Below are 16,384 nucleotides of genomic sequence, written 5' to 3'. Positions count from 1 at the left end.
GGACGATTTCGGTGGCGAACGAGGACAAGCTCCGCTATTTCCTGAAGCGAGTCACCGCGGACCTCCAGGAGACCCGGCGGCGCCTTCGTGACTACGAGGACGCCGCCGGGGAACCGGTGGCCATCATCGGCATGAGCTGCCGCTATCCGGGAGGCGTCGACTCGCCCGAGGACCTGTGGGAACTGGTCTCGGGTGGCCGCGACGCCGTCGCCGCATTCCCGGCCGACCGCGGCTGGGACCTGGACGCGCTCTACGACCCGGATCCGGAAGCCCGTGGCACCAGTTACGCCCGCGAGGGCGGGTTCCTGAGCGACCTCGCGCGGTTCGACGCCGGTCTCTTCGGGATCTCGCCCCGCGAGGCGCTCGCCATGGATCCCCAGCAGCGGCTGCTGCTGGAGACGTCGTGGGAACTCTTCGAGCGGGCCGGCATCGACGCCGCCTCGCTCGCGGGCAGCAGGACCGGCGTGTTCACCGGCGTGATGAACCACGAGTTCCTCGCCGCCCTCCAGAACTCCCCGGAGGACCTGGAGGGTTACCTGGGCACGGGGACCTCGGGCAGTGTCGCCTCCGGCCGGGTGGCCTACACCTTCGGCCTCGAAGGCCCGGCCGTCACCATCGACACGGCCTGCTCCTCCTCCCTGGTCGCCCTGCACCTGGCCGTACAGTCGCTGCGCAACGGCGAGTGCTCGCTGGCCGTGGCGGGCGGTGTCACCGCGATGGTCGGCCCCGCCACCTTCGTCGGCTTCAGCCGCCAGCGCGGGCTCGCGCCCGACGGCCGCTGCAAGGCGTTCGCGGCCGGCGCCGACGGCACCGGCTGGGGCGAGGGCGCCGGCCTGCTTCTCGTGGAACGCCTCTCCGACGCCCGGCGCAACGGACACCGGATCCTCGCCGTCGTCCGGGGCTCCGCCGTCAACCAGGACGGCGCCTCCAACGGCCTCACCGCCCCCAACGGCCCCTCCCAGCAACGGGTGATCCGCCAGGCCCTGGCGGCGGCCCGGCTGACCACCGCACAGGTCGACGCGGTCGAGGCGCACGGCACGGGCACCCGGCTCGGCGATCCGATCGAGGCGCAGGCGCTCCTCGCCACGTACGGGCAGGGCCGCCCCGACGACAAGCCGCTGATGCTGGGCTCCATCAAGTCCAACATCGGCCACACCCAGGCCGCGGCCGGTGTGGCGGGCATCATCAAGATGGTCATGGCCCTGCGCCACGGCGAACTGCCGCGCACCCTGCACATCGACGCCCCCTCCCCGCACGTCGACTGGACGGCGGGCGCCGTACGGCTGCTCACCGAGAACACCCCCTGGCCCGCGTCCGACCAGCCGCGCCGCGCCGGCATCTCCTCCTTCGGGATCAGCGGCACCAACGCGCACACGATCATCGAAGAGGCCCCGCCCACCGAGGCGTTCGCGCCGGACACCGAGGACCCGGAAGCACCGGAGGAGAGCGCGGGCAGCACGGGGGCCATCACCCCGGAGGAGGGCGCGGGCAACGCCGAGGCCGTCGCCCCGGAGGCCGCGCGCCCCGCCGAGGGCGGACCGGTGCCGTGGGTGCTCTCGGGCAAGACCGAGGAGGCCCTGCGCGCACAGGCCGGACGGCTGCTGTCCCGCACCGACGCGCAAGTCGCCCCGTACGACGTCGCGTTCTCGCTCGCGACGACACGCACGGCCCTCGACCATCGCGCGGTGGTCCAGGGCGAGACTCCGGACGAACTCGCCGCGGGACTGAGGGCCGTGGCCTCCGGCTCCCCGGCCCCGGGCGTCGCACGCGGCCTGTCCGGCACCGGCGGACGGGTCGGGTTCCTGTTCTCCGGCCAGGGTTCGCAACGCCTCGGCATGGGGCGGGATTTGTACGAGGCGTACCCCGTGTTCGCGGCGGCGTACGACGAGGTGTGCGCGCTCCTGGACGCGCCCGTGGACGTCGACTCGGAGGAGTTGGACCAGACGGGTTCGACGCAGCCCGCGCTCTTCGCGGTCGAGATCGCCCTGTTCCGGCTCCTGGAGTCGTGGGGCATTCGGCCGGACTACGTCGCCGGCCACTCGGTGGGTGAGATCGCTGCCGCGCATGTGGCGGGTGTGCTCTCGCTTGAGGACGCGGCCAAGCTGGTGTCGGCCCGGGCCCGTCTCATGCAGGCGCTGCCCGCAGGCGGTGCGATGGTCGCCGTGCAGGCCACCGAGGACGAGGTGCTGCCGTACCTGACCGAGGGCGTGGGCATAGCAGCGGTCAACGGCCCTCAGTCGGTGGTGGTTTCGGGGGCGGAGGACGCGGTCGTCGCGATCGGCGAGGCATTCCGGGAGCAGGGCCGTAAGACGTCCCGGCTGAAGGTCAGCCACGCCTTCCACTCGCCTCTGATGGATCCGATGCTGGACCAATTTGCCTCTGCCATCGGCGGGTTGACGTTCGCGCGGCCGAAGCTCCCGGTGGTGTCCAACCTCACCGGGCGGCTGGCCGAGCCGTACACGCCCGAGTACTGGGTCCGTCATGTCCGCGAGGCGGTGCGTTTCGCCGACGGTGTGAAGACGCTCGCCGACCTGGGCGTGACCACGTTCGTGGAGATCGGCCCGGGCGGTGTGCTGAGCGCGCTCACCCAGGGCTGCCTGGACGACGACACGGTCACCGTGCCCGCCCTGCGCGCCGACCGCCCCGAGCGGGCCGCGCTCGTCGCCGCCGTCGCCGAACTGCACGTGCACGGCGTCTCCCCGGACTGGCACGCCTTCTTCCCCGGCGCCCGCCGGGTCGACCTGCCCACCTACGCCTTCCAGTACGAGCGCTACTGGCTCGACACCGCACCGGCCGCTCACGGCGACGTCCGCGCCGCCGGTCTCGGCTCGGCCGACCACCCGCTGCTCGGCGCCGCCGTCTCCCTGGCCGGCGGCGACGAGCGGCTGCTGACCGGCAGGCTGTCCCTGCGCACGCACCCCTGGCTGAGCGAGCACGCCGTGCTCGGGACCGTGCTGCTGCCCGGCACCGCCTTCGTCGAACTGGCCGTGCGCGCCGCCGACGAGGCCGGCTGCGACCTGCTGGAGGACCTCACCCTCGAAGCGCCCCTGGTGGTGCCCGAGCAGGGCGGTGTCGCGGTGCAGGTGTGGGTGGGCGCGGCCGACGGCTCCGGTCGCAGGCCGCTGACCGTGCACGCGCGCCCCGAGGACGACACCGACCTGCCGTGGGTCCGCCACGCGACCGGCTTCGTCACCGAGGGGACCGCGGCGGGGGGCGGCGAGGACGACAAGACCGGCGGCCGGGCGCTCACCGCATGGCCGCCCGCGGGCTCCGAACCGATCGGACTCGACGGCTTCTACGACCGGTTGGCCGACCTCGGTCTGGCCTACGGGCCCCTGTTCCGCGGGCTGCGGAGCGCCTGGCGCAAGGACGGCGAAGTCCTCGCGGAGGTCGCCCTGCCCGACGGCACGGACACCGGCTCCTTCCTTCTGCACCCGGCGCTGCTGGACGCCGCGCTGCACGCCATCGGCGCGGGCGGCTCGCTCGTGGCCGAGACCGACGGGCCGCTCCTGCCGTTCGCCTGGTCCGGGGTGTCCGTGCACGCCACGGGCGCGTCCACCGTGCGGGTGAGGCTGGCGGCGGCCGGTACGGACGCCGTGTCCCTGACGGTGGCCGACGGCACCGGTCAGCCGGTGGCGTCCGTCGAGTCGCTGACGCTGCGTCCCGTGTCGGCCGAGCAGCTCCGCGAGCGCTCCGGTGACGCCCTGTTCACCGTCGAGCCGCTGCCGTTGAACCTGGCCGCCGACGACACGGACGGGACGGTCGTCGCGTACGTCGCGGACATCGACGCACCGGCCGACGCCGACGGGGCGTCGCAGCCGGACGTGGTCGTGGTGCCGTTCCCCGACGGGCCGCAAGGGGCGAGCGGGGCCGAGCGGGTGCGCGCGGTCACCACCGAGGTGCTGCGGCTGGTCCAGCAGCGGCTCGCCGAGGACCACACGGCGCGCCTCGTCCTGGTGGCGCGCTGCGACGACCTCGCGCACGCCGCGGCGGCCGGGCTGGTGCGCTCGGCGCAGGCGGAGAACCCCGGCCGGATCGTGCTGCTCGAAACCGACCGCCCGGACGACGTGACCGCGCTCGTGCCCGGCGTCGTACGCTCCGGGGAGCCCCATGTCGTCGTCCGCGAGGGCGAGGCCGCCGTACCACGCCTGGTCCGCGCCACCGCCCCCACGACACCGGACGCGACCACGGACCACGCCGACGGCACCGCCCACAGGGGCGCCCCCGCCCCTGCCGTGGACACCCCCGCCACCGGCCTCGGCACCGTGCTCCTCACCGGCGCCTCCGGCGCGCTGGGCGGCGCCCTCGCCCGGCACCTGGTGACCGGACACGGCGTGCGTCGGCTGCTCCTCGTCAGCCGCCGGGGCGCCGACGCGCCGGGCGCCACCGAGCTTGCGGCCGAACTCGAAGCGCTCGGCGCCGAAGCGACGTGGGCCGCCTGCGACCTCGCCGGCCGTGCCGCCGTCGCCGGGCTGCTGGCCGCCCACCCGGTCGACTCCGTCGTACACACCGCGGGAGTCCTCGACGACGGCGTGATCGCCGCGCTCACCCCGGAGCGTGTCCACGCCGTCCTCGCACCCAAGGCCGACGCCGTACTCCACCTGGACGAACTCACCGCCGCCGAGACGAAGTTCGTGCTGTTCTCCTCCGCCGCGGGCGTCTTCGGCAACCCCGGCCAGGGCAACTACGCCGCCGCCAACGCCTTCCTCGACGCCTTCGCCCGGCACCGCCGCGCCCAGGGCCGGCCCACGGTCTCCCTCGCCTGGGGCCTGTGGGAGCAGGAGGGCGCCATGGCCGACGCCCTGGACGAGGCGGGCCGGACACGGATGGCGCGCTCCGGTGTCCTGGCGCTGACCACCGAGGACGGCCTACGGCTGTTCGACGCGGCGCTCGCCGCCGACCAGCCCGTGCTCGTACCGGTCCGCCTCGACACCGCGGCCCTGCGCGACCGCCCGGCGGACACCGTACCGGCCCTGCTGCGCGGACTCGTCCGTGGCACCCCGCGCGGCACGGCCCAGCGCGCGGCCACCGGATCCCTGGCCGAGCGCCTCACCGCGCTGACCGGCGACGAGCGCGCCGAGGCGCTCCTCGAACTGGTCCGCAGCGAGGTCGCCGCCGTCCTCGGGCACGCCTCGCCCCGGGCCGTCCAGCCCACGCACGCCTTCCAGGACCTGGGCTTCGACTCGCTGACCGCCGTCGAACTGCGCAACCGCCTCGCCGCCGCCACCGGCCTGCGGCTGCCCGCCACCCTCGTCTTCGACCACCCCACCCCCACCGCCCTCGCCCGGCACATCGGCGGCGAACTCCTCGACGAGGCCCCCGCCGTGACAGCCGGAGCCGGGGCCGGGGCGCGGCGGACCGTGGCCGACGCGGACGAGCCGATCGCCATCGTCGGCATGAGCTGCCGCCTCCCGGGCGGCGTGCGCTCACCGGAGGACCTGTGGCGGCTGGTGGCCTCCGGCCGCGACGGCATCTCCCGGTTCCCCGACGACCGGGGCTGGGACATCGAGGGGCTGTACGACCCCGACCCGGAGCGCCTCGGCAAGACCTACGCGCGCGACGGCGGATTCCTGCACGACGCGGCCGAGTTCGACGCCGGGTTCTTCGGGATCTCGCCGCGCGAGGCGCTCGCCATGGACCCGCAGCAGCGGCTGCTGCTGGAGGCGTCCTGGGAGGCGTTCGAGAGCGCCGGGATCGACCCGGCGGTCCTGCGGGGCAGCCGTACCGGTGTCTTCACCGGCCTGATGTACCACGACTACGGGCAGGGGCCGCGCCAACTGCCCGAAGGCGTCGAGGGATTGCTCACCACCGGAGGATCCGGCAGCGTCGCCTCCGGGCGCGTCTCCTACACCTTCGGCCTGGAGGGTCCCGCCGTCACCGTCGACACGGCCTGCTCCTCCTCGCTCGTCGCCCTGCACCTGGCCGTCCAGGCCCTCCGGAGCGGCGAGTGCACGATGGCACTGGCCGGCGGCGTCACCGTGATGGCGAGCCCGACGGTCTTCGTGGAGTTCAGCCGCCAGCGCGGACTGGCCCCCGACGGCCGGTGCAAGGCGTTCGCCGCCGGTGCCGACGGCACGGGCTGGGGCGAGGGCGTCGGCATGCTCCTCGTGGAACGGCTGTCCGACGCCGAGCGCAACGGCCATCGCGTGCTGGCCGTCGTCCGGGGGAGCGCCGTCAACCAGGACGGCGCCTCCAACGGCCTGACCGCGCCCAACGGCCCCTCGCAGCAGCGGGTGATCCGGCAGGCGCTGGCCTCCGCCGGGCTCACCCCGGCCGACGTGGACGCCGTAGAGGCGCACGGTACGGGGACGAAACTCGGCGACCCGATCGAGGCGCAGGCGCTGCTCGCCACGTACGGGCGGGAGCGGGCCGGGGGACAGCCGCTGTGGCTGGGCTCGCTGAAGTCCAACATCGGCCATACGCAGGCCGCCGCGGGTGTCGCCGGTGTGATCAAGATGGTCATGGCGATGCGGCACGGACTCCTGCCGCGGACCCTGCACGTGGACGAGCCGACGCCGCACGTGGACTGGTCGGCGGGCGAGGTGCGGCTGCTGACCGACCCCGTGGACTGGCCGGAGACGGACCGCCCGCGCCGGGCCGCCGTGTCCTCCTTCGGGGTCAGCGGCACCAACGCCCACACCATCATCGAACAGGCCCCCACCAGCGCGGACGCACCGCCGGCCGCCGGATCCGGCGCGGCCGTGCCGTGGGCGCTGTCCGGCAGGACCGAGGCGGCACTGCGGGCCCAGGCCGCCCGTCTGCTGTCCCACCTCGACGAGAGCGACCGCGACGGCGACGGTGACGGCGAAGCGGCCCTCCTGACCGACGTGGCGCACTCGCTGGCCACCACCAGGGCCGCCTTCGAACACCGCGCCGTGGTCGTCGGCCAGACCCTCCGGGAACTCCGGCAGCAACTGGCCGGTGTCGCGGCCGGGGCCACACCGCCCGGCGCGGTGACCGGCAGCGCACGCGGCGAGGGCAGGACCGTCTTCGTCTTCCCCGGACAGGGCTCGCAGTGGGTGGGCATGGCCGCCGGACTACTGGACTCCTCCCCGGTCTTCCGCGACCGCCTCGACGCCTGCGAACGCGCCCTCGCACCGCACGTCGACTGGTCCCTCACCGCCGTACTGCGCGGCACCTCCGAGGTCGAACAGGACCGGGTCGACGTGCTGCAACCCGTGCTCTGGGCGATGACGGTCGCCCTCGCCGAGGTGTGGCGCTCCTTCGGGGTGACCCCCGACGCGGTCGTCGGGCACTCCCAGGGCGAGGTCTCCGCCGCGGTGATCGCCGGCGCGCTCTCCCTGGAGGACGGGGCCCGCATCGTGGTGCGGCGCAGCCTCGCGGTACGCGAACTCCAGGGACTCGGCGCCATGGCCTCGGTGCCGCTCCCGGACGAGGAGGTGCGGGAACTCGTCGGCCGCTGGGACGGCCGTCTCGGCATCGCCGCCGTGAACGGCCCCGCGACCGCCGTGGTCTCCGGTGACACCGACGCCCTGGACGAACTCCTCGCGCACTGCCGGCAGGAGGGGATCCAGGCCCGCCGGGTCGCCGTCGACTACGCCGCGCACTCACCGCAGATCGAACGCGTCCAGGCCCTGGCCGCCGAGGGGTTCGCCGGCGTCGGCCCGCGCCCCGGCGCCGTGCCCTTCTACTCCACGGTGACCGGCACAAAACTGGACACCGGTGAGCTGGACTCCGGTTACTGGTACCGCAACATGCGCGAGACGGTACGGTTCCACGACGCGATCCGGGCCGCCCTGGCCGACGGCTACGACGTGTTCGTCGAGGTCAGCCCGCACCCGGTGCAGTCGGCGGGCATCCAGGACACCATCGAGGCCGCCGAGACGGACGCGGCGGTCGTACCGACACTGCGCCGCCGCGACGGCGGCCCCGACCGGCTGATGCTCTCCCTCGCCCAGGCGCATGTGCACGGCGTCGGCATCGACTGGGACACCGTCCTGCCGGGCGCGCGCCGCACCGACCTGCCGACCTACGCGTTCCAGCACGAGCGGTACTGGCTGGCGGCGGACGCCCCCGCCGGTGACGTACGGGCGGCCGGGCTGGACGCCACCGACCACCCGTTCCTGGGCGCGGCGGTGGAGCTGCCGGACGCCGGCGGCCATCTGCTCACCGGGGTGCTGTCCCTGCGCGCCCAGCCCTGGCTGGCCGACCACGCGGTGCTCGGTACGGTCCTGCTGCCGGGCACGGCCTTCGTGGAACTCGCCGCCCACGCCGCCGCCGAGACCGGCTGCGACCTGGTGGAGGAACTCACCCTGCACGCACCGCTGATACTGCCCGAGGAGGGCGGCGTCGCACTCCAGGTGCTGGTGGGCGCCCAGGACGACTCCGGCCGCCGCCCGCTGAGCGTGCACTCGCGCGCCGGTGCCGGATCCTGGGTCCGCAACGCCACCGGAGTCCTCACCACGGGCGCGACCCCGCCCGGCACCGACCTGCGCAGCTGGCCCCCGGCCGACGCGCAGCCGGTGGACCTGGACGGCTTCTACGACCGCCTGGCGGGCCTCGGACTGAGCTACGGCCCGGTCTTCCAGGGACTGCGTGCCGCCTGGCGCGGCCACGACGCGGTGTACGCGGAACTCGCCGTCGCCGAGGAGGCGCGGCCGGACACGTTCGGCGTGCACCCGGCCCTGCTCGACTCGGCGCTGCACGCGCTGGGCGCGGGCGGCCTCGTACCGGCCGCCGACGGGCCCCTGCTGCCCTTCGCGTGGTCCCGCGTCACCCCGCACGGCACCGGAGCGGCCGAGCTGCGGGTGCGGCTCTCCCCGGCAGGCGGGGACACCGTACGGCTGGAGGCCGCCGACGGCACGGGCCGACCCGTCGTCTCGGTGGAGTCGCTGACGCTGCGCCCGGTGTCGGCCGAGCAGCTGCGCACGAGCGCCCGGGACTCCCTGTTCACCGTGGAGTGGGCACCGCTCACCGCACAGGCCGACGGGCACACCACCGTCGTACGGGCCTACGAGGACATCTCCGCCCTGCTCGCCGCTCCCGCGTCGGAGACCGGGGCGCGGGCGTACGCGGACGCCGTGGTCGTGCCCTGCCCCGTGGGGTCGGGCGCCGACGCCGAGCGTGTCCGGGACGTCCTGCGCAAGGTGCTCGGGCTGGTGCAGTGGTGGCTGGCCGAGGAGCGGGTGGCCCGGCTGGTGCTGGTGACCAGGGGCGCGGTCGCGGCCGGGGACGGTCCGGAAGCGGGGGACGGTCCGAAAACGGGCGGCCCGGCGACGGCCGACCCGGTGCAGGCCGCCGTGTGGGGCCTGATCCGCTCGGCGCAGTCCGAGAACCCGGACCGCATCGTCCTCATCGACGCCGACGCGCGTACCGGCGCGGGGAGCGAGTACGGCGGCGACGCGCACCCGGACGCGGAGAGCGCGGACGACGCCGACGGGGACACCGATGTGGAGCGGATCGCGGCGACCGTCGTCCCCCGGCTCCTCGCCTTCGAGGAGCCGCAGGCCGCGCTGCGCGGCGACACGCTCCTGCTGCCCCGGCTCACCAGGACCGCCGCCGACGCCCCGCGGGCCATCGTGGACTTCGGGCCCGGCCCCGTCCTGCTGACCGGTGCCTCCGGTGCCCTCGGCGGACTCGTCGCCCGGCACCTGGTCGCCGAACACGGCGTGCGCGAACTGCTGTTGATGAGCCGGCGCGGCGCGGACGCGGAGGGCGCGGCGGAACTCGCGGCGGAACTGACCGCGGCCGGTGCCGAAGTGCGCTGGGCGGCCTGCGACGTGGCCGACCGGGACGCCCTCGCCGACGCGCTGTCCGGCACACCGGTGACGGCCGTGGTGCACACGGCCGGTGTCCTCGACGACGGCGTGCTCCCCGCGCTCACCCCGGAGCGCCTGGAGACGGTCCTGCGACCCAAGGTCGACGCCGTGCTCAACCTGCACGAACTGGCCGGCGACGTCTCGGCGTTCGTCGTCTTCTCGTCCCTCGCGGGCACCCTCGGCACCCCCGGCCAGGCCAACTACGCGGCGGCCAACGCCTACCTGGACGCCTTCGCCGCACAACGCCGGGGACAGGGGCTGCCCGCGCTGTCACTGCCGTGGGGCCTGTGGCAGCGCACCGGCGCCATGACCGAGGACCTCGGCGGCGCCGACCGCGGCCGGCTCGCCCGTGGCGGTGTGCTGCCGCTGTCCGACGAGGACGGCCTCGAACTCCTCGACGCCGCCCTCGCGTCGGACGAACCGGTGGTGGTGCCGGCACGGCTGGACCTGGCCGCGCTGCGCAACGCGACCGCGCCGGTCCCGCCGCTGCTCAAGGCACTCGTGGGCGGCCGGTCGCGCCGTAGCGACCGGGCGTCCGCCGTACCGCTGGCACAGCGGATCGCGGGGCTGCCCGAGAGCGAGCGCGCGGACGTCGTACTCGTCCTCGTGCGCTCCGAGGCCGCCGCCGTCCTCGGACACAGCTCGGCCAAGGCCGTCCAGCCCGACCAGGCATTCGGCGACCTCGGCTTCGACTCGCTGACCGCGGTGGAACTGCGCAACCGGCTGAACCGGGCCACCGGCCTGCGCCTGCCCGCGACGCTGGTCTTCGACCACCCGACACCCGCCGCGCTCGCCCAGCGGGTGCTGAAGGACCTCCCCGGCGGTACGGCGGGCACCGCACCGGTCTTCGACGAACTGGACCGACTCGCCGCCGCCCTGGACGGCGCCGGCGCGCACGGTCTCGACAACGTCACCCGGACCAGGATCAACATGCGTCTCCAGGCACTGCTCGCCCGCTGGAACGGGAACGAGCCGGCCGACCCCGGAGACACCGGCCGAGCCGGGACCGACGACGACCTCAGCTCGGCCAGCGACGAGGAGCTGTACGACCTCCTCGACGACGAACTCGGCAACTCCTGAACCGCGCAGGCCAAAAGGGGCGGGCAACACCCATGATGAACGAAGACAAGCTCCGGGACTACCTCAAGCGGGCCACCACCGACCTGCGCCAGGCCCGGCGCCGCGTACGCGAGCTGGAGTCCCGCGACCAGGAGCCCATCGCCATCGTGGGCATGGGCTGCCGGTTCCCCGGCGGTGTCGGCGGCCCCGGGGAGCTGTGGCGGCTGCTGGCCGAGGGCACGGACGCCGTCTCCGGGTTCCCCGAGGACCGCGGCTGGGACGTCGACGCCCTTTACGACCCCGACCCCGAGCGGCCCGGCAAGGTCTACACCCGGCAGGGCGGCTTCCTGCGCGACGCGGCGGACTTCGACGCGGACTTCTTCGGGATCTCACCGCGCGAGGCACTGGCGATGGACCCGCAGCAGCGGCTGCTGCTGGAGACCGCCTGGGAGACCTTCGAACACGCGGGCATCGACCCGGCCACCCTCAAGGGCAGCCGCACCGGCGTCTTCGCGGGCCTGATGTACCACGACTACGGCTTCACGCCCGGCGACCTCCCCGAAGGGGTCGAGGGGCTGATGAGCACCGGCAACTCCGGCAGCGTCGCCTCCGGACGCATCGCCTACACCTTCGGCCTGGAGGGACCCGCGGTCACCGTCGACACCGCCTGCTCGTCCTCGCTCGTCGCCCTGCACCTCGCCGTGCGGGCGCTGCGGGGCGGCGAGTGCACGATGGCGCTCGCCGGGGGAGTGACGGTCATGGCGGGCCCGTCCGCCTTCGTCGAGTTCAGCCGTCAGCGCGGGCTCGCCCCCGACGGCCGCTGCAAGTCCTTCGCGGCGGCGGCGGACGGCGCGTCCTGGTCCGAGGGCGCCGGGCTGCTGCTCGTGGAGCGGCTGCGGGACGCCCGGCGGCTCGGCCACCAGGTGCTCGCGGTCGTGCGGGGCAGCGCCGTCAACCAGGACGGCGCCTCCAACGGTCTGACCGCGCCCAACGGCCCCTCGCAGCAGCGCGTGATCCTCGAAGCGCTGGCCGGCGCCGGGCTGTCCGCCGAGGAGGTCGACGCCGTGGAGGCACACGGCACGGGCACCGAACTCGGCGACCCGATCGAGGCGCAGGCGCTGCTGGCCACCTACGGACAGGGCCGTCAACGCCCGCTGCTGGTCGGCTCGCTGAAGTCCAACATCGGACACGCGCAGGCGGCGGCCGGTGTCGCCGGAGTGATGAAGATGGTGCTGGCGATGCGGCACGGCGTGCTGCCGAAGACGCTGCACGTGGACCGGCCCACCCCCCGGGTCGACTGGTCGGCCGGCTCCGTCGAGCTGCTGACCGAGGCGACCGCGTGGCCGGAGACGGACCACCCCCGCCGGGCCGGGATCTCCTCCTTCGGGATCAGCGGCACCAACGCGCACATCATCCTCGAAGAGGCCCCCGAGGAACCGGCCCCCGAGCCCGGGGGAGAGACCCCGGCCGAGGAACTGCCGCGGGCCCGGACCACCGTGGTGCCCTGGGTGCTCTCCGCCAGGACCGGACAGGCGCTGCGGGAACAGGCACGACGACTGCTGTCCTGCGCCGGCCTCGCGGCCGCCGCACCGGCCGACACCGGCTTCTCGCTGGCGGCCACCCGCTCGGCGCTGGAGCACCGGGCCGTGATCGTCGGCGCCGACGGCGAAGAGCTGCGCGCGGGACTGACCGCCCTCGCGACGGGCGAGCCCACGCCCCTGCTGGTGACGGGACGCGCCCGGGCCGACCGGGGCAAGGTCGGCTTCCTGTTCTCCGGGCAGGGCTCCCAACGCCTCGGCATGGGGCGTGAGTTGTACGAGGCGTACCCCGTGTTCGCGGCGGCGTACGACGAGGTGTGCGCGCTTCTGGACACACCGGTGGACGTGGACTCGGAGGAGTTGGACCAGACGGGTTCGACGCAGCCCGCGTTGTTCGCGGTCGAGGTGGCGTTGTTCCGGCTGCTGGAGTCGTGGGGCGTGCGGCCGGATTATGTGGCCGGTCATTCGGTGGGTGAGATCGCGGCTGCTCATGTGGCGGGTGTGCTGTCGCTTGAGGACGCGGCGAAGTTGGTGTCGGCTCGGGCCCGGCTGATGCAGGCGTTGCCGGGTGGCGGTGCGATGGTCGCCGTGCAGGCCACCGAGGACGAGGTGCTGCCGTATCTGACCGATGGGGTGGGTGTCGCGGCGGTCAACGGCCCGGAGGCGGTGGTCGTTTCGGGCACCGAGGACGCGGTTTTGGCGGTCGCGGAGCGGTTCGCCGGTCAGGGCCGTAAGACGTCCCGGCTGAAGGTGAGCCACGCGTTCCACTCGCCGTTGATGGATCCGATGCTGGAGGAGTTCGCCGAGGCCGTCAGCGGGTTGGCCTTCAACGAGCCGCGCGTTCCGGTCGTTTCGAACCTCACCGGTCGCCTCGCCGGGCCGTACACCCCCGCGTACTGGGTCCGGCACGTCCGAGAGGCCGTTCGTTTCGCCGAGGGCATCAAGACCCTTGACGGCCTGGGCGTGACCACGTTCGTGGAGATCGGCCCGGGCGGCGTCCTCAGCGCCCTCGCCCAGGGCTGCCTGGACGACGCGGACATCGTCACCGTCCCCGCCCTGCGCACCGACCGGCCCGAACCGCAGGCGCTCACGCTCGCTCTCGGGCAGTTGCACGCGCACGGCGTCTCCCCGGACTGGCGGGCGCTGTTCCCCGGCGCCCAGCGGGTCGAGCTGCCCACGTACGCCTTCCAGCGCGAGCGCTACTGGCTCGAAGGCACGGCCGCGCCCGACGTCTCCTCGGCGGGACTGGACCCCGCCGGACATGCCCTGCTCGGCGCGGTGGTGGAGACCGCCGGGGCGCGGGACATGCTGTTCACCGGCCGGCTGTCCCCGGCCGAGCTGCCCTGGACCGCGGAGCACACCGTCGGCGGTGTCCCGGTGCTCCCGGTCGCCGCGCTCGTGGAACTCGCCCTGTCCGCCGGACGGCAGGCCGGGTTCCCGCACCTGGACCAGCTGGACGTGGACGCCCCGCTGGTCCTGGCCGAACAGGGCGCCGTCCGCGTCCAGGTGCAGCTCGGCGCGGGCGACGACCCCGACCGGCGCCCGGTACGCGTCTTCAGCCGGCCCGCCACGGCCGGCGCCGACGAGCCATGGGTCCGGCACGCCACCGGGGAACTGACCCGGAACGCCCCGGCGCCGGACTTCGACCTGATGCTCTGGCCGCCGACGGACGCCGAACCCCTGGACGTGGAGGACCGCCCGTATCTGAGCGCCGCCTGGCGCGCGGGGGAGGAGCTGTACGCCGAGGCCGTACTGCCCGCCACCGAGCAGGGCCGGGCGGGCCGCTACACACTGCACCCCGCACTGCTGGACGCCGCCCTCGGCCTGTCGCGCGCCGAGATAGCGGGCGAGGTGTCCCTGCCGTACGCCTGGAGCGGACTGTCCGTGCGGACGCCCGGGTCCGGCGCCGTGCGCATCCGCGTCCGGCCGGTCGGCGAGGACGCGGTGGCGGTCGAACTGGCCGACGCCGACGGCTCCCCCGTCGCCTCGGCCGCCTCCGTGCGGACCCGGACCATGTCCGCGCAGCAGGTCGTGGCCTCGCGCGTGGCGCACCAGGACCGGATGTTCGGGGTCGACTGGGTCGAGCACACCGCGACGTCCGCTCCCGCCACCGCTTCCGACGCGGGGTGGGCGGTTCTCGGCGACGGGGGCCGCTACCCCGGCCTCGACGCGCTGCGCGGGGCCGTGGACGACGGTACGGCCGTGCCCGGACACGTCCTGCTGCCCTGCGCCCCGAGCCGGGGCGACATCGCCACGGCGACGCGTGCGGCGCTGGCCGGTGTGCTGGCGGTCGTCCAGGAGTGGGTCGCGGACGAGCGGTTCTCCGACGCGCGACTCGTGGTCCTGACCCGGGGAGCAGCCGAACTGGACGGACCCGAGACCGACTTGGCGCACGTCGCCGTCACCGGTCTGGTGAAGTCGGCGCAGACCGAGCACCCGGACCGGATCCTGCTCGTGGACACGGACGGCTCGGTCCCGGATGTCACTGCCGACCCGGCACTGGCCGCCGCGCTCGCCGCCCTGGACGAGCCGCAGGCCGCCCTGCGCGACGGAAAGCTGTACGTGCCGCGCCTCGCCCGCCTCACCCCGCCCGCGGAACCCGCCGGTCCCGCGTGGGACCCCGAGGGGACCGTGCTGCTCACCGGCGCGACCGGCGGCCTCGGACGCTCCCTCGCACGCCACCTCGTCGCCGAACACGGCGCCCGCAGGCTCCTGTTGGCCAGCCGCCGGGGCCCCGAAGCTGAGGGCGTCGGCGAACTCGTCGCCGAACTGGCCGACTTGGGCGCGCATGTCGACGTGGCCGCCTGTGACATCGCCGACCGGGACGCCCTCGCCGCGCTCCTGGCCTCGGTCCCGGCCGCACACCCGCTCGTCGCCGTGGTGCACGCGGCCGCTGCCCTGGACGACGGGGTGATCACCGCCCTGACCCCGCAGCGCCTGGACACCGTGCTGCGCCCGAAGGCCGACGGAGCGCTGAACCTGCACGAGTTGACCCGGGACCTGGACCTCTCCGCGTTCGTGCTCTTCTCCTCCCTGGCCGGGGTCCTGGGCAGCGCGGGCGCCGCGGGCTACGCCGCCGCGAACGCCTTCCTGGACGGGCTGGCGCGCCGCCGCCGGGCCGCGGGCCTGCCCGCCACCTCGCTGGCCTGGGGCCTGTGGACGGACAACGGCGGCATGGGCGACCGGATCACCGACGCCGACCGCAACCGGATGGGGCGCGCCGGCGTCGTACCGTTCACCCCGGCGGAGGGGCTCGCCCTGTTCGACGCCGCCCTCACCGCGGACCGCCCGGTGATCGTGCCGGTCCGGCTGGACATGCCGGGGCTGCGCGCCATGGCCCGCGCCGGCATGCTGCCCGCCGTCCTGCGCGGCCTCGTCGGCGACACCGGCGCCGCGTCCGGCGAGGCCACGGCCCCGGGCACCCCCGCCCTGGCCCGACGGCTCGCCGGGATGCCGGAGGCCGACCAGGAGAAGATCCTGCTGGACCTGGTGCGCAACCAGGCGGCGGCCGCCCTCGGCCACGCCACCGCCGCCCGCGTCGAACCCACCACCGCCTTCCGGGACATCGGCTTCGACTCCCTGACCGCCGTGGAACTGCGCAACCGGCTCAAGGCCGCGACCGGGCTCCGGCTCAAGCCCACCCTGGTCTTCGACCACCCCAACCCCGTCGCCATCGCCCGGCTCCTGCACAAGAACCTCGTACGGGAACCGGACGCCGAAGCTCCGCCCGTGCTCGGCGAACTGGACCGGCTGGAGGCGCTGCTCGGGGCGCTCGCCCCGCAGGACGCGGTACGGGACAAGGTCACCGCCCGGCTGAAGGCGCTGCTGTGGAAGTGGACCGACACCCACCAGGGCGGCGCGTCGAACACCGCCGACACCGGCCCCGGCGCCGACGGCGAGCTCGACCTCGACCGGATCGACGCGGCCACCGACGACGAGATGTTCGACCTCATCGACCAAGAGCTCGGGTCTCTCTGAACCTCTCTCACGCACTGCTACCGAGGACGT

2 protein-coding genes are annotated in these 16,384 nt (G+C 74.8%); both read left to right on the top strand.

The window, feature by feature from the left end:
* The first annotated feature begins 11 nt into the window (after nucleotides 1-11).
* On the top strand, nucleotides 12-10,859 hold the full coding sequence (locus QHG49_RS00940) for a type I polyketide synthase (RefSeq protein WP_301486857.1): 10,848 nt from the start codon (nucleotides 12-14) through the stop codon (nucleotides 10,857-10,859).
* The gene (locus QHG49_RS00935) at nucleotides 10,856-16,354 is read left to right on the top strand and encodes an SDR family NAD(P)-dependent oxidoreductase (protein ID WP_370530557.1); all 5,499 of its coding nucleotides are present in this window, start codon (nucleotides 10,856-10,858) and stop codon (nucleotides 16,352-16,354) included. Before QHG49_RS00940 ends, QHG49_RS00935 begins: the two co-directional genes overlap by 4 nt.
* Nucleotides 16,355-16,384 lie beyond the last annotated feature (30 nt).

The sequence above is a fragment of the Streptomyces sp. WP-1 genome (assembly GCF_030450125.1).
GTDB lineage: Bacteria > Actinomycetota > Actinomycetes > Streptomycetales > Streptomycetaceae > Streptomyces > Streptomyces incarnatus.
The sequence above is the reverse complement of the archived record's forward strand: the minus strand, read 5'-3'. Positions and strand labels throughout refer to the sequence as shown.